Source organism: Myxococcus vastator, assembly GCF_010894475.1.
GTDB lineage: Bacteria > Myxococcota > Myxococcia > Myxococcales > Myxococcaceae > Myxococcus > Myxococcus vastator.
Map to the genome: position 1 here is coordinate 1 of NZ_JAAIYB010000053.1, position 21,561 is coordinate 21,561.

Annotated in this window: 17 protein-coding genes and 1 pseudogene; 9 read left to right on the forward strand and 9 right to left on the reverse strand. The window is 70.9% G+C overall.

Annotated elements, in window-relative coordinates; all coding sequences use genetic code 11:
- Together G4D87_RS07980 and G4D87_RS07985 are read right to left on the reverse strand one after the other, a co-directional pair.
- Positions 1 to 504 (reverse strand): annotated as a pseudogene (locus tag G4D87_RS07980) (energy transducer TonB); the annotation flags it as partial.
- A gap of 112 nt (positions 505 to 616) precedes the next feature.
- Positions 617 to 1,105, reverse strand: a complete 489-nt coding sequence (locus G4D87_RS07985) for an NUDIX hydrolase (RefSeq protein WP_205507475.1) — start codon at positions 1,103 to 1,105, stop codon at positions 617 to 619.
- Between the two features lie 233 nt (positions 1,106 to 1,338).
- Here G4D87_RS07985 and gltB point away from each other — a divergent pair, with 233 nt between their 5' ends.
- The 3 genes from gltB (at position 1,339) to rnk (ending at position 7,894) form a co-directional block, all read left to right on the forward strand.
- Positions 1,339 to 5,916: a glutamate synthase large subunit gene (gltB, locus tag G4D87_RS07990; RefSeq protein ID WP_163780558.1), complete on the forward strand. Its 4,578-nt coding sequence runs from the start codon at positions 1,339 to 1,341 to the stop codon at positions 5,914 to 5,916.
- Complete coding sequence (locus G4D87_RS07995) at positions 5,909 to 7,369, forward strand: glutamate synthase subunit beta (protein ID WP_163780560.1); 1,461 nt, start codon at positions 5,909 to 5,911, stop codon at positions 7,367 to 7,369. The genes gltB and G4D87_RS07995 overlap by 8 nt, the downstream gene beginning before the upstream one ends.
- A 108-nt stretch (positions 7,370 to 7,477) precedes the next feature.
- A complete protein-coding gene (gene rnk / locus G4D87_RS08000) occupies positions 7,478 to 7,894 on the forward strand; it encodes a nucleoside diphosphate kinase regulator (RefSeq protein ID WP_163780562.1) in 417 nt (138 codons plus the stop codon).
- Between the two features lie 58 nt (positions 7,895 to 7,952).
- Here rnk and G4D87_RS08005 read toward each other — a convergent pair whose 3' ends face one another.
- Positions 7,953 to 8,714, reverse strand: a complete 762-nt coding sequence (locus G4D87_RS08005) for a ParA family protein (protein ID WP_163780564.1) — start codon at positions 8,712 to 8,714, stop codon at positions 7,953 to 7,955.
- Positions 8,715 to 8,774: 60 nt separating this feature from the next.
- A complete protein-coding gene (locus G4D87_RS08010) occupies positions 8,775 to 9,083 on the reverse strand; it encodes a c-type cytochrome (RefSeq protein ID WP_163780566.1) in 309 nt (102 codons plus the stop codon).
- 124 nt (positions 9,084 to 9,207) lie between these two features.
- Between G4D87_RS08010 and G4D87_RS08015 the strand changes: the two genes are divergently transcribed.
- Both G4D87_RS08015 and G4D87_RS08020 read left to right on the forward strand, forming a co-directional pair.
- Positions 9,208 to 9,762, forward strand: a complete 555-nt coding sequence (locus G4D87_RS08015; RefSeq protein WP_240358097.1) for a hypothetical protein — start codon at positions 9,208 to 9,210, stop codon at positions 9,760 to 9,762.
- A gap of 31 nt (positions 9,763 to 9,793) precedes the next feature.
- Positions 9,794 to 11,365: a GMC family oxidoreductase N-terminal domain-containing protein gene (locus G4D87_RS08020; RefSeq protein WP_163780568.1), complete on the forward strand. Its 1,572-nt coding sequence runs from the start codon at positions 9,794 to 9,796 to the stop codon at positions 11,363 to 11,365.
- On the opposite strand, the gene G4D87_RS08025 is transcribed toward G4D87_RS08020, so the two are convergent.
- The 4 genes from G4D87_RS08025 to G4D87_RS08040 all read right to left on the reverse strand — a co-directional run bounded on the left by G4D87_RS08025 (position 11,349) and on the right by G4D87_RS08040 (position 14,785).
- Complete coding sequence (locus G4D87_RS08025) at positions 11,349 to 12,233, reverse strand: hypothetical protein (RefSeq protein ID WP_163780570.1); 885 nt, start codon at positions 12,231 to 12,233, stop codon at positions 11,349 to 11,351. The genes G4D87_RS08020 and G4D87_RS08025 overlap by 17 nt on opposite strands.
- The gene (locus G4D87_RS08030; protein WP_163780572.1) at positions 12,209 to 12,730 is read right to left on the reverse strand and encodes an NUDIX hydrolase; all 522 of its coding nucleotides are present in this window, start codon (positions 12,728 to 12,730) and stop codon (positions 12,209 to 12,211) included. Before G4D87_RS08030 ends, G4D87_RS08025 begins: the two co-directional genes overlap by 25 nt.
- 12 nt (positions 12,731 to 12,742) lie before the next feature.
- Positions 12,743 to 13,741: a radical SAM protein gene (locus G4D87_RS08035; protein ID WP_163780574.1), complete on the reverse strand. Its 999-nt coding sequence runs from the start codon at positions 13,739 to 13,741 to the stop codon at positions 12,743 to 12,745.
- Positions 13,742 to 14,203: 462 nt separating this feature from the next.
- Positions 14,204 to 14,785, reverse strand: coding sequence for a tRNA-uridine aminocarboxypropyltransferase (locus G4D87_RS08040; protein ID WP_163780576.1), 582 nt, complete (start codon positions 14,783 to 14,785; stop codon positions 14,204 to 14,206).
- A 104-nt stretch (positions 14,786 to 14,889) separates the two neighbouring features.
- On the opposite strand from G4D87_RS08040, the gene lspA reads away from it, so the two are divergent.
- The 4 genes from lspA to G4D87_RS08060 all read left to right on the forward strand — a co-directional run bounded on the left by lspA (position 14,890) and on the right by G4D87_RS08060 (position 20,521).
- Positions 14,890 to 15,399, forward strand: a complete 510-nt coding sequence (gene lspA / locus G4D87_RS08045; protein WP_163780578.1) for a signal peptidase II — start codon at positions 14,890 to 14,892, stop codon at positions 15,397 to 15,399.
- 185 nt (positions 15,400 to 15,584) lie between these two features.
- Complete coding sequence (locus G4D87_RS08050) at positions 15,585 to 16,418, forward strand: MBL fold metallo-hydrolase (RefSeq protein ID WP_163780580.1); 834 nt, start codon at positions 15,585 to 15,587, stop codon at positions 16,416 to 16,418.
- Positions 16,419 to 16,431: 13 nt separating this feature from the next.
- The gene (locus G4D87_RS08055) at positions 16,432 to 18,021 is read left to right on the forward strand and encodes a sigma-54-dependent Fis family transcriptional regulator (protein ID WP_163780582.1); all 1,590 of its coding nucleotides are present in this window, start codon (positions 16,432 to 16,434) and stop codon (positions 18,019 to 18,021) included.
- A 133-nt stretch (positions 18,022 to 18,154) separates the two neighbouring features.
- Positions 18,155 to 20,521 carry a hypothetical protein gene (locus G4D87_RS08060; RefSeq protein ID WP_240358098.1) on the forward strand — a complete coding sequence of 789 codons (2,367 nt, stop codon included), beginning with the start codon at positions 18,155 to 18,157 and terminating at the stop codon, positions 20,519 to 20,521.
- A gap of 7 nt (positions 20,522 to 20,528) precedes the next feature.
- Here G4D87_RS08060 and G4D87_RS08065 read toward each other — a convergent pair whose 3' ends face one another.
- A complete protein-coding gene (locus G4D87_RS08065; protein WP_163780586.1) occupies positions 20,529 to 21,461 on the reverse strand; it encodes a hypothetical protein in 933 nt (310 codons plus the stop codon).
- Between the last annotated feature and the right edge of the window lie 100 nt (positions 21,462 to 21,561).

Genomic DNA, 21,561 nt, shown 5'->3' on the forward strand with positions numbered 1-21,561 from the left:
GGACACCTCACTGCTCGCGGACGCCAGCTCCACCTTCGCCACCGTGGGCTCGGGAACGGGCTCGGGAGCCACCACGGGCTCCGGCTCAGGGGGCGTCTCTGGCTTCACCTCCGTCACCGGCTCGGGCCGGGGAACGGGGGCCGGCATCACCCGCTGCACGGGCTTGGGCCGGGCCTGGCGCCGCACGTCCTTCTTCGCGGCCGGCCGCGCCCCTCCACCTCCCGCGGGCGGCGGCGGAGGCGGCGCGGCGAGCGCCAGCAACACCAGCTCCGGCTCCTCCCGCACCACCGTCTTCGGCAGCGCCGGGGACACGGACAGCCCCGCCGCGACGACAACCGCGTGGAGCACGACCGCCACGACGACGGCTCCGCTCCAGCGGCTCCAGAACCCCTCCACGCCAGCCGCATCCCCCATGCGGAAGAGCGCCCCGGCGGGCTGAGCCAACACCACGGAGGCGACCTCCCCGGCGGGCTCCCGAAACCCGAAATTGAGAATCGTTCTCATTTTCACCACGGACGGGGATACCCCCACGGCCCTCATCCGTCAACGCTCGCTGAGTAAAACTTCCTCCGCGCGCTGGAATGCCCGCCCGGTGCTCCACGGACGGTTCGCGACCCTACAAGCGGCTGAAGGACCAGCTCAGCGCGCGGCCCCCGGCGTACGGCATGACGCCATGGAACGGCCGGGGGTCGGCGTCGAACACCAGCGGCAGGAAGTGGCGGTCGCCGTCCCACAGGTTGAGGCCCTGCACGTCCGCCACCGGCACCCAGGAGAGGGAGCCCTCCGGGTTGCGCTCCAGCGGGGTGCCTTCGAAGCCGTCGATGCGAAACACGAAGCCCAGCCAGTCCTCTCCGTGCTTGCCGAAGCCCGGCCAGGAGATGGTGCCGCGCAGCACCATCCGCGTGCACTCGATGCCGGCCTCCTCGCGAAGCTCCCGGCGCATGCAGGCGGCCACGTCCTCGTCGCGCTCCAGCTTCCCGCCCAGGCCGTTGAACTTCCCGTAGTGGGCGTCCTCCGGGCGGGCGTTGCGGTGGACGAGCAGCACGCGCTGCCCGTCCGGCGACATCACGTAGCCGAGCGTGCCGATGATGGGCGTGTACGGCATGGGAGCGACCTCGCGCGGCGCGGCATCCAGGCGTCGGAGCCCCATGGCCACCGCCGGAATGTGACAGCGCGCGGCACTGTAGTTCATCCCGGGCCAGCCAGGTCCCTCTTCACCCCGCCCTCCTCGCACCGTGGGTCAGGGACTTCCCTTTACGCCAGCCAACGCAGCGCGTTAGCGTGTTGCGACACAGAATTATTGATGACATCCCGCGTCGTCGGGAAAGGGGACTCTAGATGTCGGCATTCCGCCCCGGTCGGTACGGCCTGTACGAGCCGGACACCGAACATGACGCCTGCGGCGTGGGATTCGTCGCCCACCTGAGGGGTGAGCGCTCGCGCGGCATCGTCGAGGACGCCCTGGAGCTCCTCAACCGGCTCAGCCACCGGGCGGCCGCGGGCAGGGACCCACGAACCGGCGACGGCGCGGGCATCCTGGTGCAGCTCCCCCACCGCTTCTTCGAGCGCGAGTCGCCGAAGCTGCCCTTCGCCCTCCCGCCGCGCCGGCACTACGGCGTGGGGCAGGTGTTCCTCCCGCCCGAGCCCGAGGCCCGGGCCGCCTGTGAGGCCGCCTTCGAGGAGGTCGTCGTCCAAGAGGGCCAGCGCGTGCTCGGCTGGCGCGACGTGCCCGTGGACCCGGAGCACCTGGGCCCCGTGGCCCGTGAGGCCGCCCCCGTCATCCGCCAGCTCTTCGTGGCGCGCCGGCGCATGGTGCCCAGCGCCTTCGAGCGGAAGCTGTACCGCATCCGCAAGCTGACGGAGAAGCTCGTCCAGGCGCGCGGCGTGGACCCCACGGGCCGCTTCCACGTGGCGTCGCTGTCGTCGGAGACGCTCGTCTACAAGGGCCTGCTGTTGCCGGCGGACCTGCCGCGCTTCTACTGCGACCTGCAGCAGCCGGACTTCGTGAGCGCGCTGGGCCTGGTCCACTCGCGCTTCTCCACCAACACCTTCCCCACGTGGGAGCTGGCGCAGCCGTTCCGCTTCATCGCGCACAACGGTGAAATCAACACCCTGCGCGGAAACCGGAACTGGATGACCGCGCGGCGCGGCCTGCTCCAGACAGCGCGCCTGGGCGGCAGCCTGGAGGCGCTCCAGCCCATCATCGTCCCGGGCAAGAGCGACTCGGCGCAGTTCGACAACATGGTGGAGCTGCTCTACCTGGGCGGCCGCCCCCTGCCCCACGCGCTGATGATGATGATTCCGGAGGCGTGGGAGGGCGACGCGCTGATGTCCGACGAGCGGCGCGCCTTCTACGAATACTCCTCCGCGCTGCTGGAGCCGTGGGACGGCCCGGCGGCCATCGCCTTCACGGACGGGCAGCTCATCGGCGCCACGTTGGACCGCAACGGCCTGCGGCCCGCGCGCTACCTCGTCACCGAGGACGACCGCATCATCCTCGCCTCGGAGATGGGCGTCATCGACGTGCCGCCCGCGCAGGTGCGCCGCAAGGGCCGCCTGACGCCGGGCCGCATGCTGCTGGTGGACACCACCGAGGGCCGCATCCTGGAGGACGAGGAGGTCAAGCGCGATATCACCACGCGCTGGCCCTACCGCCGCTGGCTCCAGCGCAACGTCTACACCTTCGACAACCTCCCCGCCGTCGCCGCCCCGGTGCGGCTGCGCGGCGAGGAGCTGTGGCGGGCCCAGCGCGCCTTCGGCTACACCGCCGAGGACGTGCGCTCGGTGCTCACGCCCATGGCGGAGACGGGCAAGGAGCCGGTGGGCTCCATGGGCACGGACACGCCGCTGGCGGTGCTCAGCGACCAGGCCCCCAGCCTCTTCTCCTACTTCCACCAGCTCTTCGCGCAGGTCACCAACCCGCCCATCGACCCGCTGCGCGAGTCGCTGGTGATGACGCTGGCCACCGCGCTGGGCCCGGAGAGCAACACCTTCGAGGAGACGCCGGAGCAGTGCCACCGGCTGTCCCTCCCCGGCCCCATCCTCACCAACGGACAGCTCGCGCGGCTGGCGGCCATCAACGACGAGGGCCTGTTCGAGACGCGCCGCCTGTCGCTCCTCTACGCCCTGGACGGCGGCGAGGGAGCGCTCGAGGCGGCGGTGGAGAAGCTGTGCGCCGAGGCCGTGGACGCGGTGGACGCCGGCGCCAGCATCCTGCTCTTGAGCGACCGCGGCGTGGACGCGGCGCACGCGGCCATCCCCGCGCTGCTGGCCATGTCCGCGGTGCACCAGCGGCTCGTCCGTGACGGCATCCGCATGTACACCGGCCTGCTGCTGGAGACGGCGGAGGCGCGCGAGGTGCACCACTTCGCCTGCCTGTTCGCCTACGGCGCCGCGGCGGTGAACCCGTACCTGGCGCTGGACACGCTTCGGGCCCTGGCGGACGGCGGCGAGCTGGCCGTGGACGCGGAGAAGGCGCAGGACCGCTTCATCCACGCCGTGGAGGAAGGTCTGCTCAAGGTGATGTCGAAGATGGGCATCTCCACGCTCCAGTCCTACCGTGGCGCGCAGCTCTTCGAGGCCGTGGGGCTCCAGCGCGCGCTGGTGGAGCGGCACTTCACCGGCACGGCGTCGCGCGTGGAGGGCGTGGGCCTGCCGGAGCTGGGGCGCGAGGTGCAGGAGCGCCACACCCGCGGCTTCGGCGCGGAGGCGGACGTGGAGGCCGGCATGCTGCCCGTGGGAGGCCAGTACCGCTGGCGCCGGCTGGGCGAGCGGCACAAGTGGAACCCGGCCACCATCGCCAGGCTCCAGGCGGCGGTGCGCGAGAATGACGCCGCCACCTTCGCGGAGTACTCGCGGCTGGCGGACGACGAGACGCGCGAGCACTGCAACCTGCGCGGCCTGCTGGAGGTCTCCCACGAGGGCCGCGCGCCGGTGCCGCTGGAGGAGGTGGAGCCGGCGCTCGCCATTGCCCGGCGCTTCGTCACCGGCGCCATGTCCTTCGGCTCCATCAGCGCGGAGGCGCACGAGACGCTGGCCATCGCCATGAACCGGCTGGGCGGGCGCTCCAACAGCGGCGAGGGCGGCGAGGAGTCGCGGCGCTACACGCGGGATGAGAATGGCGATTCGCGCCGCAGCGCCATCAAGCAGGTGGCCAGCGCGCGCTTCGGCGTCACCACGGAGTACCTGGTCAACGCGGACGAGCTCCAGATCAAGGTGGCCCAGGGCGCCAAGCCCGGCGAGGGCGGCCAGCTGCCCGGCCACAAGGTGGATGCGCGGATCGCCCGCGTGCGCTGGTCCACGCCGGGCGTGACGCTCATCTCGCCGCCGCCGCACCACGACATCTACTCCATCGAGGACCTGGCGCAGCTCATCTACGACCTCCAGTCGGTGAATCCGGCCGCGCGGGTCAGCGTGAAGCTGGTGAGCGAGGTGGGCGTGGGCACCATCGCCGCGGGCGTGGCCAAGGCCGGCGCCAGCTGCGTGGTCGTCTCCGGCTACGAGGGCGGCACGGGCGCCTCGCCGCTGTCCAGCATCCAGCACGCGGGCCTGCCCTGGGAGCTGGGGCTGGCGGAGACGCAGCAGGTGCTGGTGCACAACGGGCTGCGCTCGCGCATCCGCGTGCAGGCGGACGGCGGCATGCGCACCGCGCGCGACGTGCTGGTGGCCGCGCTCCTGGGCGCCGAGGAGTTCGGCATGGCCACCGCCAGCCTGGTGGCCGTGGGCTGCATCATGCTGCGCAAGTGCCACCTCAACACGTGCTCGGCGGGCATCGCCACGCAGGACGCGGGGCTGCGCGAGCGCTTCCAGGGCAAGCCCGAGGACGTGGTGAACTTCTTCCTCCTCATCGCGGAGGACCTGCGCCAGCGGATGGCCGCGCTGGGCGCCCGCACCCTGGAGGAATTGGTGGGCCGCGTGGACCTGCTGCGGCAGCGCCCGGCGGTGGACCACTGGAAGGCCCGGCGCGTGGACCTGTCCGGGCTGCTGGCCGCGCCGGCCGCGCCGGACAGCGAGCCGCGCCACTGCACCGCGCCGCGCATCAAGGACGTGTCCGACCACCTGGACCACGCGCTGCTGCGCGACGCCCGCGGGGTGCTGGACGGCGGGCCGCCCATGCTGCTCACCGTGCCGGTGGCCAACTCCCACCGCGCCGTGGGCGCCCTGCTGTCGGGGGAGATTGCCCGGCGTCACGGGGGCCAGGGGCTGCCGGATGGCCGGCTCCATGTCCGGATGAAGGGCTCCGCGGGCCAGAGCTTCGGCGCCTTCGTGGTGAAGGGCGTGACGCTGGAGCTGGAGGGCGACGCCAACGACTACGTGGGCAAGGGCCTGTCCGGTGGGCGCATCATCGTCTACCCGCCGCAGGCCAGCCGCTTCACCGCCGAGGAGAACGTGCTGGTGGGCAACACCGCGCTCTACGGCGCCACGGCCGGCGAGGTGTACCTGCGGGGGCTCGCGGGGGAGCGCTTCGCGGTGCGCAACAGCGGCGCGCAGGCCGTCGTGGAGGGCGTGGGCGACCACGGCTGCGAATACATGACGGGCGGCGCGGTGGTGGTGCTGGGCCCCACCGGGCGCAACTTCGCGGCCGGCATGAGCGGCGGCATCGCCTATGTGCTCGACCGCGAGCAGTCCTTCCGGCAGCGCTGCAACCTGGAGATGGTGGAGCTGGAGTCCCTGGTGGACGAGTCCGAAATCTGGCTGGTGCACGGCATGGTGGAGCGGCACCTGCACCACACCGGCAGCGCGCTGGCGCGGCGGGTGCTGGACAACTGGGAGCTGATGGTGCCGCGCTTCGTGAAGGTGATGCCCACGGACTACAAGCGGGTCCTCCAGGCGCGGCGCGCGGCGCGCAAACCGCCGGAGTCCACATCCACTGCCGCCGCCCCGGTCCGCGGCGGGGAGGGCCTGAGCCATGGGTAAGCCGACGGGATTCATCGAGTGGGAGCGCGTCCACGCGGACAAGCGGGACACGGCGGACCGGCTGGGCGACTGGCGCGAGTTCGCGCTGCCGCTGGCCCCCGACGAGGCCAGGCGGCAGGCCGGCCGCTGCATGGACTGCGGCGTCCCCTTCTGTCACCAGGGCTGTCCCCTGGGGAACCTCATCCCCGACTTCAACGAGGCCGTGTTCCGTGGGCGCTGGCGCGAGGCGTATGACCTGCTCAGCCGCACCAATGGCTTCCCGGAGATGACGGGCCGGCTGTGCCCGGCGCCGTGTGAGGCCGCGTGCGTGCTCGCCATCGACCGGGACCCGGTCACCATCGAGCAGATGGAGAAGGAAATCATCGAGCGGGCCTTCAAGGAGGGCTGGGTGAAGCCCCGGCCTCCGGCGCGCCGCACCGGGAAGACGGTGGGCGTGGTGGGCTCCGGGCCCGCGGGACTGGCGGCGGCGGCGCAGCTCAACGCGGCCGGGCACACCGTCACCGTGTATGAGCGGGACGCCCATGCGGGCGGCCTGCTGCGCTACGGCATCCCCGACTTCAAGCTGGAGAAGTCCGTGGTGGACCGGCGCCTGGCGCTGATGGAGGCGGAGGGCATCACCTTCGTCACCGGCGTGGACGTGGGCGGGGCCCTGGGCTACCGCGAGCTGCGCGCGAAGCATGACGCGCTGGTGCTGGCCCTGGGCGCGCGCCGTCCGCGCGAGCTGGAGGTCCCCGGACGCGAGCTGTCCGGCGTCGTCCAGGCCATGACGTACCTGGAGCACCAGAACCGGCTCGTCTCGGGGCATGGCCAGAAGGATTCGCGCCTGGACGCGGCGGGCCGGCACGTCGTGGTGCTGGGCGGCGGCGACACCGGCTCGGACTGCCTGGGCACCGCGCTGCGCCAGGGCGCGGCGAGCGTGCGGCAGGTGGAGCTGCTCCCGGCGCCGCCCGCGGTGCGCGCGGAGGGCAACCCCTGGCCCAGGTGGCCCGTCATCTTCCGCACCTCCACCAGCCAGGAGGAAGGCGGCGAGCGCCGCTTCGCGCTGATGACGAAGCGGCTGACGGGCAGCGACGGACGGCTCCAGGCGCTGCACGCCGTGGAGGTCGACTTCCAGCCCGAGCCCGGCGCCCTGCCCCGCCTCATCGAACGTCCCGGCACCGAGGTGTCGTTCGAAGCGGACCTGCTGGTGCTGGCCATGGGCTTCACCGGGCCCGAGGCGGGCAACCTCTCCGAGGCGCTGGGGGTGAAGCTGTCGCCCCGCGGCACGGTGCAGGTGGACGCGCGCTTCGCCACGTCCGCGGACGGGGTGTTCTGCGCCGGGGACGCGAGCCGGGGCGCCAGCCTCATCGTCTGGGCCCTGTCGGACGGCCGCGAAGCCGCCAAGGCCTGCGATGCCTATCTTTCCGGGGGGCGCTCCGTGCTGCCCACCCGGGGCGCCGACTGCGCCTTCTGAGCGAAGTTGGACGCCCGGGTCGTTTTGGGAACGACTCGGGAATAAACCGCGGGCTGGGCAGTTAGAATGGGCTTAACCCATAACTTCCTCCCACAGGAGGCCCGTGACATGGCCAGCGAGCAGTCCCTCATCGTGACCGAAACCGACCTGGAGCGCCTGCGCCAGGTGGTGGACCACAACGGAGGCGGCCGGACGGCTGAGTTCGCGGAAATGCTCGACGCGGAGCTGACCCGGGCTCGCGTCGTGCCTTCGGAAGCGATCCCACCCGAAGTCGTGACGATGAACAGCAAGGTCGTCTTCGAGGACGAACAGTCAGGAGAGCGCCGGGAGGTCACCCTCGTCTACCCGCGCGACGCCAGCAGCGACGACGGCCGCATCTCCGTGCTGGCCCCCATCGGCAGCGCGCTCATCGGCCTGTCCGTGGGGCAGTCCATCACCTGGCCGCTGCCGGGCGGACGCTCCAAGCGGCTGCGCATCGTCGCGGTGCCGTACCAGCCCGAGGCCTCGGGCCACTACCACCTCTGATTCGGCTTCGCCTGGACGGCACCGTGCGCCCTCGTGGCGGACGGTGCCGTTCGCCGTTTCAGCGCAGGCCCACGCGCTTCGCCAGCTCCTGCGCCAGGGCCCGCAGCTCCTCCACGCCGGCCGCCTGGGGGCTCGTGTCGAACACCACCTCGTAGCCCAGCCCCGCCTGGTTGATGGACTCCGAGCGCGGGATGCGCGCCCGGAGCACGGGCACCGTGGACTCGCTCAGCGCGCCCTCCATGGCCTCGTTGGTGGCGGTGGTGCGGCGGTCCCACAGGTTCACCACCGCGACCAGCTCGCCGCCCTGCTCACGGACGTCCCGCCAGGCGGTCTCGATTTCGCCCAGGCCCTGGAGCGCGAAGGCGCCGGTGGGCACGGGGGCCACGACCAGGTCCGCGGTGGCGAGCACGGCCTCGGTGTAGGCGCCGATGCTGGGCGGGGTGTCCGCGAGGATGACGTCCGGCGTCCACCCCAGCGTCTTGAGCGCGCGCGGAATCGCCTGGAGGCGGTGGCCCCACTGGAACAGCTCGCGCTCCTGGGCGGCCATGCGCGGCGCGGCGGGGGCGATGAACAGGCCGGGCCGCTTCGGTGAGGCCACCACCACCTGCGCCAGCGTGTGCCTGGGACGGGGCCCGAGCGCGTCCCCCACGCACGGGCCTTCCCGGCTCTCCAGCCCCAGCACCAGCGACGCATGGGCCTGCGGGTCCAGGTCCAGCAGCAGCACCTGGCGCCCGGCATCCGCGAGGGCCGCCGCCACATGCGCGCAGAGCGTCGTCTTGCCGACGCCGCCCTTGATGGTGGAGAACGCGATGAACGCCATGGCCCCGGTCTATACCGGACGTCCCACGGGGAGAGAAGCCACGGGCAGCGGCGGTTCACGCTACTTCTGCGTCATGATCCACTTCACCAGCGCGCGCGCCTCGGCCTCCGACACCTGGGCGTTCGCCGGCATCGGAATGGCGCCCCAGGCGCCGCTGCCGCCCTTGCGCACGCGCTGCGTCAGCTTGTCCTCCACGCCCTCCTGCTTCGCATAGCGGGCCGCAATCTCCTTGAACGAGGGACCGACCAGCCGCGCCGCCGCGGAATGACACGTCGTGCAGTTCTTGGCCTTCGCGAGCGCCTCGCTCGCGAGCGCCACGTTGGACACCGACGCCACCGCGACAACAGACAGCCACAGAAAACGCTTCATTGCAGTCTCCAGTCCGCACAGCATATCAAGACCGACCGACAGCAAACGAGGTAATCTCAGCAACCCTTGCTTCCCCTGGGAAGACTGGGGCAGCATGGGGGCTGAGCGCGTCATGAACAACGCCGTGAAACCATCTCCCTCCACTGAGACAGTGCTGACGGAAGCGCTGCTGAATCGCAGACAGCTCCTGCAGTGGTTGGGAATCGGCGTGGTGGCCTCCAGTTGCGGCGCGCTTCGCCCGCGGCTCGCGGCTCCCACGGTGGGTGCGGCGCCCCTGCGGCTCATCGCGCCCGACAGCGCGGGGCCCCTCCCCGACGACGTGCGGGACGCCCTGCTCGACACGGCCCGCCGGCTCGCGCGCTTCGTGGGCATGGACGGTCAGCTCGACGAGGCGCTGCTGGAAGGCCATCTGCGCCTCAAATGCGAGGAGCGCCCCTCGTACCTGGCCACCTACACCCGCTTCGCGGCGGCGGTGCAGCGGCCCGAGCAGCTCTCGGTGGAGTGGCTCTCCGAGCTGCCGGAGCTCCACCGCGTGAAGGTCGTGGGTGAGCTGGCCATCATGTCCCTGGTCGGCGGGGGCTTCCGGACGTTTGGTTTCGGCAACATGAATGGCCACATGGGCGGGCTCTGGCACGAACCACGCGAGTCGGGCTCCTTTCACGCCTCGGACGAGCTGTAGTCAGCGCGGCCGCTGACAGGAATTGACAACCATGAGGCTGTGTATCGTCGGAAGTGGGGTTGCCGCGGTCATCACCGCCCGCGCCGCGCTGGAGCGGGGTTACGAGGTGGTGATGCTCGAAGCCGGCCCTCGCACGCCCATGCGGGACTCGCGCCGCTGGCTGGACTTCGTCACCACGGGCGTGCGGCCCTACCACGCCTGTGAGGACACGCAGGGTGACGCCAACTCGCGCCCCGGTGTCCAGCCCGCGCGCGACCACTTCCTCATCAAGGGCAGCCGGCTCATGGCGGTGGGCGGATCCACGCTGCACTGGAGCGGCTGGACGCCGCGCCTCCAGCCCGAGGACCTGGAGCTGCGCAAGCGCACCGGCAAGGGCAGCGACTGGCCCTTCGGCTATGCCCAGCTCGAGCCCTATTACGGCCAGGCCGAGTCCCTGCTGAACGTCACCGGCCCCCACGCGCCCGCGGACGGACATCCCACGCCCTGGCGCTCGCGGCCCTTCAAGTGGAACAGCCCACCCTATCCCATCGAGTCGGAGCCGGTGCGCCACGCCTTGAAGGCGCTGGGCATCACCTACGACCACATCCCCATGTCGCGCAGAGGCCCCGGCGGCGAGGGCGTGGGCGGCCCGTGCATGACGTTTGGCACGTGCCGGTATTGCCCGATGGGCGCGCGCTTCGACCCCACCCTGCTGCTGGCGGACATGGAGTCCCACCCGGGCTTCCGGTTGCTCGCGAGCAGCCCGGTGCTGGCCGTGCGCATGAATGGCGAGGTGGCCCAGGGCGTCACCTACCGCACCGCCGAGGGCGGCACGGCCACGCTGGACGCGGACGCCGTGCTGGTGGCCGCGGGCGCCCTGGAGACGCCCAAGCTGCTGTGGCACTCGGGCTTCGATGAGCAGCGCCTGCCCGCGCTCGGGCGCTACCTGATTACCCACCCGATGCTGAAGCTCGAGGGCAAGCTGGCGAAGCCACCCCGGGCGTTCAACGGGCGCGAGGTCCCCATGCCCGCCCTCTTCTCGCGGCACTTCGACACGCCGGAGCAGCAGGCCGCCGGGAAGATGATCTTCTCCGAGTACCCGGAGGAGCCGGACCTGCAGGCCTGGGTCCGCGAGGAGCAGCTGGCGCCCGGGTACATCGCCTCGTTCGGCCGGGAGAGCCGGCTCAACCTCCATGGCTTCATCGAGGAGTTCCCCCAGGCGGAGAACCGCCTGCGCTTCACGGGCACGCCGGGCGAGCGCCGGGTGGAGCTTCACTACGCGGTGGACGCGGGGTTCGCCGCGCGCTGGCAGTGGATGACCGACACCTTGATGCAGGTGATGAAGACCGCGGGCTGCCGCGAGTCGGACGTCTGGGTTTCGGGCGTGATTCGCCGGGCGGACCACTCGGTGGGCACGGCGCGCTTCGGCCGAACGCCGGACTCGGGCGTCGTGGACGGCAGGCACCTCGTCTTCGGGACGAAGAACCTGTTCGCCCTCACCAACGGCAACTTCCCGAACAACGGCGCCATCAACCCGACGCTGACGCTCACCGCCCTCGCGCTGCGCTTCGCGGACCAGGTGCTGCCGGACCTGGCGTCGTCACGCGCTACAGCGCGGCCTTGAGCACGGCCAGCGAGACGATGGCCACGACGGCGAACACCTCGCGCCGCGCGGGCGCCTCCTGGATGAAGGCGTTGGCGAACACCAGGGAGAAGAGCGTCACCGAGTTGAGGATGGGCCAGGCGACGACGCGGTTGCCCGCCGCCAGCGCCATGACGAAGGCGACCTGATTGCCCACCGTGAAGAGGGCGCGCACGAGCAGGCTGGTGCGTGCACGGCTGTCCACGACCAGCTCGCTCAACCGCGCCCCCAGCGTCCCCCGAGCGCCGAAGAGGAGCAGCAACACCAGGCAGGCCGCGCTCCGCCAGAACATCAAGGCGGTGCTCACCTCCAGGTTGGACGCCACGCCCGAAGGCTGGCCCTGGAAGAAGAGCTCCCCGCAGAGGCTCTGCACGACGACGGCCGCTGTGATGAAGAACGCCGGCAGCCACAGGGCGCGACGGTTGTCCGAGCCACCTCCCGCCGCCAGCAGCGAGCAGCCGGACACGGCGAGGGCGAACAGGTACTCGGTCCAGTGCACCGCGCGGCCGGACAGCATGAGCGCCAGGGGGATGAGCACATCCCCGATGCGCGAGGCGATGTTCACCCGGGCGACCGTGAGGTTCCGGAAGCCGTAGGAGAAGGCGAAGGCCACCCCCTGGACGCTCACCGCGAACAGCGCGAGCCTCGCGTTGCCGTAGAGCGCCCACCCCGCCCTGTCCTCCATGGGCAGCAGCGGCGTCAGCGCCGCCAGCAAGAGGAACGGGACGAAGTTGTTGGCGAAGTTGAGGACGAGGATGGACTGGCGGCGCAGCCCGTAGCTGAGCCGGTCGAAGACGCTGTTCCCCGACCGCAACAGGACGGACGTCAGCGAGTAGAGGACGGTTTCCATCGCGTCCGCGCGTCGGCGCTCGGCCCGGGGAAGAGGCGCTCCAGACAGGGCCACAGCTGGGGATGACAGGGCTCGTCCAGCAGGCGCCCCAATTCGTCCGGCGCCAGGAAGAGGCCGCCGTCCACCTCCCGCTCGGAGAAGCGCAGCGGGCCTTCCAGGCGGGCGCGGTAGAGGAAGATGCGCCGGTGGTGCCCGTCGTCGAAGACGAACTCGGCCACGGGCGCCAGCGAGCCCTCCAGGCCCAGCTCCTCCAGGAGCTCCCGCCGGGCGGCCTCCAGGGGCGCCTCGCCCGCGCCCACGTGGCCTCCCGCGGACGTGCACAGGTGGCCGGGCATGAAGGTCATCTGCCGGGAGCGCCGCTGCAGGAAGACCTTGCCGTCGTCGCGCTCCACCAGCACATGCACGATGCGGTGGGGCAGCTTCTGGCTGTAGATCTGCTCGCGGGGCGCGCGCCCCACCACCTGCCCCTGCGGGTCGATGACGTCAATCAGCTCCATGCCGCGGACATCCTATGCGACCAGGGGCTCGCGGCCTTGCATGGGAATGACCTCGATGCGGTCCCCCACCCACTTCCGGAGGTGTGCGTCCAGGTCGTAGTTCTCTTGCTTCCAACCGTCCTGGACGGTGCCCGTCACCAGGGAGCTGAAGAAGAGCTTCTTGCCGGTGACGATCTCCTCGGTGCCCATGATGCCGTCTGGCCAGATGAGGAAGTAGTAGCGGCTGTAGTTGACGGTGCGGTCCGACAGGCGAATCTGCATGTCCGGGTAGCGCTCCCGCAGCCGCTCCACGGCCGCGGTGACATGCGACGTCTCCTCGGGCATCAGCTCGCCGTAGATGTGATAGGCGCGGCCGGCGGAGAGCGTCCAGGAGATGGCCCAGTCGCGGATGCCCCGTTCGTAGATGAACTGGGCCAGCTCCTCCACATGCTGGCTGTTGTGGCGGTTGAGACACGTCAGGATTCGCGGCGCCACGCCATGGTCCACACACAGGCCCATGGCCCGGAGCGTCTCCTGGTAGGTGTTGCCCTTGACGCTACGGCTGGGGCGAATCTCGTTGTTGACCCGCTCGTCCATGGAGTCGAGGCTGATCTCCACGCGCGTGCAGCGAGACACCGTCTTCATCATCTGCTGCGTCAGGAAGGTGCCGTTGGTGCCGAGGATGGTGGCGACACCATGGTCCGTGAGCTTGTCGATGACGTTCAGGGTGTCCCGGCGCATCAAAGGCTCACCGCCGGAGAGAATCTGTCGCATGATTCCCGCGCGGATGATCTCGTCGGCCACCTTGAGCTGCTGGGGCGTGGAGAGCCGCTTCGACGGCAGGTCCTCGACGTTCCCGTAGCAGTGGATACATTTGAGGTTGCACGGCGCGGTGACCAGCCATCCACAACCGATGGGACTTCGCGGCACAGGCACGCAGCCCTCGAACACCTTCGCCGAGAACTCATCGCGGAGGTTGTCATAGATGATGGTGCCCCAGTGCTCCTGGCGCTCTCTGATGCGTGCGGTCATGGCGTGGAATGAAGTACGGCTTCGCAGCCAGCAATGGGCCGCAGAGCCTTGGTTGACGAATCGGAGCCGCCTGATTGAAAGACACACCGCACCCAGGAGGGCGCCCATGCCGGCGTCGGCACGGATACAGCCACATCCGCCCAGCAGTGCCCCCGAAGCTCCCGGGGACCCTCCCCCTCATCACTTCTTGAAAATAGAAGCGCCAGCCTAAGCTGACGTCACAGAGACGTTACGTGAATTTTACTTTGTCCGCAAGTGCAAGTTTTCCTGATTTTCCACGAGGTACACGGAGGAGTCTCATCTGCGGCAGCACTCCCTTTAACCCGCGCCTCTGACATCGCGGTGGCGGACGCCGCCGCGAGCCCCTGGCGACACAATCACAGACATCCTGAGCCGACCCATCCCCGCTCGAGCGCGCGCCCCGTCACGAAGACACGGCGCGGAGCGCGGACACCGGGTGACTCAATACAGGGTCCCACACTCGGCGATCCGCTGGACCCGGAGCGCGGCCAGCCGCGCCAGGGGCAGGGCCACCTCGAGCCCCTCCAGCGCCGCCACCGCGCGCGCCACGGCGTCCAGGGTGGACATCCCGGAGGGGTGCGAGGGCTCGCGGAGCCGGAGCAGGCCAGGCTCCGGTGGCGGCAGCGCCAGGCGAGGAAGCGTCCGCAGCACGGGGACCCGCTGGGTCATCCGCCGGGCCTGGGACCAGCTCGCATCCAGCACCACCAGTTGCCGCGGCGGGGGCGCATCGAGCGGCGCGGCGGGCCCATCCGGATAGAGCAGCCAGGTCCCGGGCTCGGAGAGCAGCTCCAGCTCCGAGTTCCCCGTGGGTGAGCCGTGGATGATGCGCTTCGAGTTCACCAGCGCCAGCGCGGCCACGCCGCCGGTGTTGCTCTTCTTCGCGATCTCCATCACGTGTTGCAGGAGGAGGATTCGCGTCCGTGTGTGGACCTGGGGGATCTCGTCACACAGACACAGGTGCAGCGACAGGTTGCAGCGGGAACACCGCGGGCGGCTGGCGAGACGGGATGACACCGCCCCCATCTTGGTGCTGCCCCTGGAGGAACAGAAGCACTCGTTTCCCAGGCAGGCGGACTGAGACTCCGGGTGGTTGTCGGGTCCCGGCAATTGTAGGAGGCTGCGCCGCAATGACTCCGGACCGTCGAAAATACCTGGTCGTGGGCGGGCTGGCCACGCTGCTCCTCATCCTCGACCAGTGGACGAAGGTCCTGGTCCGCGAGCACGTGAAGCCCCTGGGCGCCTTCGGCATGAGCGTCTTCGGCGACGTCCTCCGCTTCCAGTACGTGGAGAACACCGGCATCACCTTCGGCATGTTCCGGTCGCTGCCCTACGCCCAGCTCATCCTCAGCGCGGTGGCCCTCCCCGTCTTCCTGCTGGTCATCCACCTGGTCCGCCAGGCGCCCGCGGACCACTACCGGCTGCACGTCGCGCTCGGCCTCGTCGGAGGCGGTATCGGCAACCTGATTGACCGCGTCCGCCTGGGCAGCGTGACGGACTTCGTCGTCGCGGACCTCGGGTTCTGGCCGCTCAACCCCTGGTATGCCTTCAACGTCGCGGACGCGGCGCTCGTCGTCGGCGCCATCTTGATGGCCTTCGACTCCCGCCGTCCGCAGCCGGCCCCCGCCGCCACCGCGTAGACGCGGGCCTTCCGCGCCAGTTTGGATCGCCCGCACCAGCCAGGCGCGCTCCATTCTGGAGCACCGGTAGGCACACCCGTGGCTCGCGCTCGTGATTCCAGTCACTTGGAAATGGCACACCCCGTGCTCTGAGGCTCCGGGCATGAGGGCGTCCCAGGCGGAGACGCCATTCAAGGAGACTCACGATGGAAGTCCGGTTTCATGGCGTTCGGGGGAGCATCGCGGTGTCGGGCTCGCGCATTGGCGGCAACACGTCCTGCGTGGAGGTTACCAGCCAGGGCCACCGACTCATCCTGGACGCGGGCACGGGCCTCCGCGCGCTGGGCGAAGTCATGATGCGCGAGGGCGCGCCCCAGAAGGCCACGCTCTTCTTCTCCCACCTGCATTGGGACCACGTGCAGGGCTTCCCCTTCTTCACGCCGGCCTACCTGCCCACGTCCGAGCTGACGCTCTACGGCCCGGGCGCGAATGGGGCCCAGGCGCTCCAGTCCGAGCTGGCCGCGCAGATGCAACCGCCCCACTTCCCGGTGCCGCTCTCCACCATGCGCTCGCGGATGGACTTCCGCTCCGCGCTGCATGCCCGGCCCGTGGAGGTGGGCCCCTTCCGCGTCACGCCCATCGACGTGCCGCACCCGCAGGGCTGTCTGGCCTACCGCGTGGAGGCGGATGGACACGCGTTCGTCTATGCCACCGACGTGGAGGTGCGCGTGGAGGACCTGGCCCCGGAGGTGGGCCGCCTCATCGAAGGCGCGGACGTGCTGTGCCTGGACGCGCAGTACACGCCGGACGAATACGAGGGCCGCAAGGGCATGCCGAAGAAGGGCTGGGGCCACTCGACGATGATGGACGCGGCGGGCGTGGCCGGGCTGGTGGGCGCGCGCCGGCTGTGCCTGTTCCACCATGACCCGGCGCACGGTGACGACGTGCTCGAGGACATGGCGGAGCAGGCGCGCACGCTCTTCCCCGTCTGCGAGCCCGCGCGCGAGGGCCAGCGGCTGGTGCTGGGCCGCGCGGCCTGAGAGGGGCGGCCCCATGCCCTCCGGATGTTATGGTGTGGCTTCCGCCTTCGTGCTTCCGCCGCTGCCCGCCATGCCCCAAGCCCCCTCGGACGTCTCCCAGGTCCTCCTCCCCTTCGGGGGGCTCGTTGGCAGGGAGGTGGACCTCGACGCGTTCCTCCAGACGCTGATGGACCGCATCGCCATCACCCTGCAAGCGGACCGCGGCACCCTCTGGCTGCTGGACCCGGCCCGCCGCGAGCTGTTCAGCCGCGCCGCGCACCTGCCCGAGGTGTCCCAGATTCGCGTCAAGCTGGGCCAGGGCGTCGCCGGCACCGTCGCCGAGGCGGGCCACGCCATCAACGTGCCGGACCCGCGCGGCGAGCAGCGCTTCTTCGCGGACATCGACCGGATGACGGGCTACCGCACCACCAGCCTGCTCGCGGTGCCGCTGCGCGACGGGGACGGCGCCCTCTACGGCGTGCTCCAGGTCCTCAACCGCCGCGGCGCGGACCGCTTCACCGATGAGGACACGCAGCGGCTCACCGCCATCGCCTCGCAGGTGAGCACCGCCCTCCAGGGCACCAGCCTCTATCAGGAGCTCCAGCGCGCGAAGGACCAGCCCCAGGTGCCGGTGGGCTACTTCTTCAACCGCATCATCGGAGAGTCCCCGCAGCTCCAGGCCATCTACCGCCTGGTGCGCAAGGCCGCGCCCACCGACGCGACAGTGCTGCTGCGCGGCGAGAGCGGCAGCGGCAAGGAGCTGTTCGCCCGCGCCGTCCATGTGAACGGCCCCCGCAGGGACCAGCCCTTCATCAAGGTGGACTGCGCGGCGCTGCCCGCCGCGCTCATCGAAAACGAGCTCTTCGGCCACGAGCGCGGCGCCTTCACCGGCGCGGACCACCGCGTGCCCGGCAAGTTCGAGGCGGCGAGCGGCGGCACGGTGTTCATCGACGAGCTTGGCGAGCTGCCCCTGCCCGTGCAGGGCAAGCTGCTGCGAGTCCTCCAGGACCGTGAGTTCGAGCGCGTGGGCGGCACCCAGGCCGTGAAGGTGGACGTGCGCATCGTCGCCGCCACCCACCGGGACCTGGCCCGCATGGTGACCGAGGGCCGCTTCCGCGAGGACCTCTACTACCGCATCAAGGTCGTCGAGGTGGTGCTGCCGCCGCTGCGGGAGCGCGGCGCGGAGGACATCGAGCGGCTCGCCCGCCACTTCGTCGCCGCCGTCGCCCGGAGGCACCGGCTGACGCCGCCCCGCCTCAGCGCCGCCGCGCTGGAGCGGCTCAAGCGCTACCGCTGGCCCGGCAACGTGCGGGAGCTGGAGAACTGCATCGAGAGCGCCGTGGTGCTCTGCGAAGGGGAGATTCTCGAAGAGCACCTGCCCCTGCCCAACGTCGACCGGGCCGCCCTGGCGCCTCCAGCCGCCGCCCAGGGTGTCAACGCGCCGGAGGCCCCCGCGCCCGGGGATGCGGGCCTGCTGTCGCTGGCGGAGGTCGAGCGCCGCCACATCCTGCGCGTGCTGGACGCCGTGAAGGGCAACCGCACCGCCGCGGCCCGCGTGCTGGAGATTGGCCGCAACACGCTCGCGCGCAAGCTCAAGGAGTTCGGCCTGGGCGACGAGCCCTGACCCCTCCCTCCAGGGCAGGTGTCCGCTGACCACCGGGCTTTTCGAGTATCCGCCTTGTTCCGAGCTGAGCAACGGCGTACGACGAAGAGGCCTCCGGCCACGGTGCGGGAGGCTTCAGCCCAGGGGGATGCGCATGAAAGTGGTCAACAAGCTGCTGGAGAAGCTTCCCGACGTCGTGGCGGGCAAGGTGCCCGACGTGAAGCTGCAGGACCAGGACATCAAGGTGCCGCTGGCCCAGGGGACCTTCACGGAAGAGAAAATCCTTCCGCCCAAGCTGGCCATGCACGGCCTCACCCTCTCCTTCGAAACCACCGGCGAAGCGTCCATCCGCAACTTCAACTCGCCCGGTGACGTGGACGAAAACGGCATCATCGGCGAGCCGGGCCCGGAGAGCGCTGAGTCAGGCCCCCGGCCCCAGCTGCTGCTGGGCAGCGACGTGGGCTGGATGCGCTACCAGGTGTCCGCGCGCGTGAAGGCCGCCGTGAGCGCCAGCCTGTCCTTCCTCGCCTCCGAAAACCAGACGGAGCTGTCCGTCACGCTCAGCGACTACCGCGCGCACCCGCTGGGGCAGAACATGCGCGAGGCGGTGCGCGCCGACCTGTCCGAGCTGCGGCTGATGCAGGCCACCGACCTGGCCAAGCTTGGCACGGGGGACGCGGTGGCGTGGCAGGCCCGCGGCGCGCTCCACACGCGGCTGGAGCTCAACTGGGCGGACCTCTTCCCCGCCAACCTCAACCGCCTGGGCTTCCTGCGCGGCAACGAGCTGCTCGCGTTGAAGACCAGCGCCAAGGCCGGCCTCTCCGCCCGGGTGTCCCTCACCGACGACTACCAGCTCAGCTTCTCCCGTCCCCGCCCAGGCCGCATCCAGGTCGCCGTGCGCAAGGTGAAGTCCCATGAGCAGGCGCTCTCCGCCGGCCTGGGCATCACCGTGGAGCTGCTGGACCCGGCGGCGGTGAAGTCCCAGCTGGGCCAGGTGCTGGAGGCGCTGCTGGGGCCCGTCCTCCGCGAGCTCGCCAAGAAGGGCGCCACCGCGGTGGAGATCATGGACGGCCTGGTGGACAAGGCCAGCAAGGCGAAGCTGGACGACACCCAGAAGAAGGTGCTGGGCCAGGTGCTGGAGCGGCTGGGCATCGACCCGCAGCTGGCCGACCCGGCCAACCTCCCGCAGGCCTGGGCCGACTTCAAGGCCCGCGTCTCCGAGGCGCTGGAGAACGCCGTCCGCACGCAGGTCGCCGAGGGCTTCGAGTACGAATACCTGCGCCTGGCGGAGACCTCCACGCTGATGGAGGTCGTCGTGGAGGACGTCACCGCGATGCGCTTCCATGAGTCCCTGCTCAAGGGCAACCTGGTGGAGCTGCTGAAGTGGATGAAGAGCCTCCCCGCCCAGCAGAGCGAGTTCGAGCTGCGCAACTACCTCCACGCCACCACGCTCACGCGCCAGCAGGCCTACGGCTTCTCCCTGGGGATTGGCTCGTTCGAGCTGCTCAAGGCGAAGAACGTCAGCAAGCAGTCCTGGGTGACGCAGGAGAACTTCCAGGGCGCCCGGCGCATGGCGTTCCTCGGCCGCCGGGGCTACGAGGACAAGCTGCTGGGCACCCGCGGCCAGTGGGTGGTGGACCTGAAGGCGGACATGACGCGCTTCTCCCCCACCCCCGTCGCCTCCGACTTCGGCTACGGCCTGCACCTGATGCTGTGGGGACGGCAGAAGAAGCTGTCGCGCAAGGACCTGCAGCAGGCGGTGGATGACGCCGTCGTCTGGGGCGTGCTGGACACGAAGGACGCGGCCAGCGTCATCAGCGCCATGCAGGAGGACGTGGGCAAGCACCCCATCGAAACGCGGCTCGAGCTGAAGATGGCGGATGACTCGTTCCGCGCCCTGGTGCCCCGCATCCAGACGCTCGAGCTGTCGCGCTTCTCACGCGCCCTGGCCCGCGCGCTGCCCTGGAGCGAGCAGCTCCCCCGCGCCTCCCCCGAGTTCCGGCGCGCCGTCTACGCCCCCATCTGGGAGGCCTACCTCCGCGAGGTGCAGGAGCAAGGCAGCCTCATGCTGAATGACTTGTCGCCCAGCCGCGCGGCGCAGATCGCCAGGTGGTACTTCCAGAAGGACCCCACGGTGCGCGACCTGGGCAAGGACCTGCAGCTCATCGAGAGCGAGTGGCGTCCGGGCGGCGGCAACTTCAGCTTCGCGGAGGTCATCTCGAAGAACCCCAACACGCTCATGCGGTGCCGGAACTTCGTGAGCGGCATGGTGCGCCTGCGCCGCGCCATTGACGAGCGCAAGGCCCCGGACGAGCTGCGCACCGTGTTCGGCGAGCTGGAGGGCATGTGGACCACCGGCTTCCACCTGCGCGCCGCGGGCTCGTTGCTCGCGGACCTGGCGCAGTCCACGCCGCTGGGCCTCGCGGGCCTGGAGCGGACCCTCACGGTGCGGGTGGCGGACAGCGAGGAGCAGCTCGTGTTCTCCACCACGCGCGGCACCGGGAACACCGGGGCCGACTGAGCGCGCCTCAAAGCGCCGAGGACAGGACGACGGCCGCGGCCATGGACAACACCCCGGCCGCGGCGAAGTGCCGCCAGGCCCGGCGCGCCAGCGTCTCGCTGGTGGCCGGCGCCTGCGGCCCCAGCACCAACAGCGCGGGGCCTCCCTCCCGGCCGCCCAGGACGTAGCCGCCCTCGACGGGGCCTCGGCGGAGCTCGCCCACCACGAGGCAGGCTTCGCCCACCGCGCCCACGCGCTCCCAGGACAGGGCCTCGGGTTCGGCGGCGCCGGTGGAGGGAGCGCTCGCCGCGTCCGGATGCGCCGTCTGATACCAGGACGCGGGCACCGTGCCTGGCAGCGCCTTGCACCGGCGGACCTCCACCGGGGCCATCAGCGACGCGGGCGAAAAGGACACGGTGGCGCTGACGCGCTGACCCCGCAGCGCCAGCACCGGCGCATACGCGCGCTCACGAGACAGCAGCGCCCCGCGCTGCCCGTCCGCCGCCACCTCGCGCACCTCCGCGTCGAAGAAGGCGCACGGCACGCCACCGGGCGACGTCAACGTCGACTCCGCGTCCAGGACGCCGTGATAGACGCCCCAGCCCGGCGACGCTCCGGCGCGCAGGGCCGCCACCGCTTCATCCAGCGGCACCGGCGCCGAACCCCGCAGCACGTTGGCGCGCGTCCGGGCCCAGGCGCCCCGCAGCGCCAACCCCGCGGCCAGCACCAGCAGGACAGAGCCCATGGCCTTCACGGCCGTCTCCGAGGCCAGCACCGCCCCGGTCCCCTGGACGTGCCGCAGCACGACGAGCGACACCCCCGCCAGGAGTCCGAACCACACCAGGGGCACGCGGTAGGGCCGGGACGCCACGTCCTTGCGCCCGTAGGCGAAGGCCGCCACCAACAGCCCCAACAGGCACGCCGCGTAGACCGGCGCCAGCGCCATGCGCCATAGCTCCATTCCGTCCCCCTGAAGGCTCGGCATGGACACCCGCGTGGCGGAACATGCCAAGCGCAAGGTGGGGATGGAGCGGCGTCCGCGCAAGCCTCCGCCTGCCCGT

What these genes read in the sequence shown, in the direction of transcription:
- G4D87_RS07995 (WP_163780560.1), top strand. Translation starts at nt 5,909, where the DNA reads ATGGGTAAGCCGACGGGATTCATCGAGTGGGAGCGCGTCCACGCGGAC.
- G4D87_RS08005 (WP_163780564.1), bottom strand. Translation starts at nt 8,714, where the DNA reads ATGGCGTTCATCGCGTTCTCCACCATCAAGGGCGGCGTCGGCAAGACG.
- G4D87_RS08010 (WP_163780566.1), bottom strand. Translation starts at nt 9,083, where the DNA reads ATGAAGCGTTTTCTGTGGCTGTCTGTTGTCGCGGTGGCGTCGGTGTCC.
- G4D87_RS08040 (WP_163780576.1), bottom strand. Translation starts at nt 14,785, where the DNA reads ATGGGGGCGGTGTCATCCCGTCTCGCCAGCCGCCCGCGGTGTTCCCGC.
- G4D87_RS07985 (WP_205507475.1), bottom strand. Translation starts at nt 1,105, where the DNA reads ATGCCGTACACGCCCATCATCGGCACGCTCGGCTACGTGATGTCGCCG.
- gltB (WP_163780558.1), top strand. Translation starts at nt 1,339, where the DNA reads ATGTCGGCATTCCGCCCCGGTCGGTACGGCCTGTACGAGCCGGACACC.
- G4D87_RS08065 (WP_163780586.1), bottom strand. Translation starts at nt 21,461, where the DNA reads ATGGAGCTATGGCGCATGGCGCTGGCGCCGGTCTACGCGGCGTGCCTG.
- lspA (WP_163780578.1), top strand. Translation starts at nt 14,890, where the DNA reads ATGACTCCGGACCGTCGAAAATACCTGGTCGTGGGCGGGCTGGCCACG.
- G4D87_RS08050 (WP_163780580.1), top strand. Translation starts at nt 15,585, where the DNA reads ATGGAAGTCCGGTTTCATGGCGTTCGGGGGAGCATCGCGGTGTCGGGC.
- G4D87_RS08020 (WP_163780568.1), top strand. Translation starts at nt 9,794, where the DNA reads ATGAGGCTGTGTATCGTCGGAAGTGGGGTTGCCGCGGTCATCACCGCC.
- G4D87_RS08060 (WP_240358098.1), top strand. Translation starts at nt 18,155, where the DNA reads ATGAAAGTGGTCAACAAGCTGCTGGAGAAGCTTCCCGACGTCGTGGCG.
- G4D87_RS08025 (WP_163780570.1), bottom strand. Translation starts at nt 12,233, where the DNA reads ATGGAAACCGTCCTCTACTCGCTGACGTCCGTCCTGTTGCGGTCGGGG.
- G4D87_RS08035 (WP_163780574.1), bottom strand. Translation starts at nt 13,741, where the DNA reads ATGACCGCACGCATCAGAGAGCGCCAGGAGCACTGGGGCACCATCATC.
- G4D87_RS08055 (WP_163780582.1), top strand. Translation starts at nt 16,432, where the DNA reads ATGCCCTCCGGATGTTATGGTGTGGCTTCCGCCTTCGTGCTTCCGCCG.
- G4D87_RS08030 (WP_163780572.1), bottom strand. Translation starts at nt 12,730, where the DNA reads ATGGAGCTGATTGACGTCATCGACCCGCAGGGGCAGGTGGTGGGGCGC.
- rnk (WP_163780562.1), top strand. Translation starts at nt 7,478, where the DNA reads ATGGCCAGCGAGCAGTCCCTCATCGTGACCGAAACCGACCTGGAGCGC.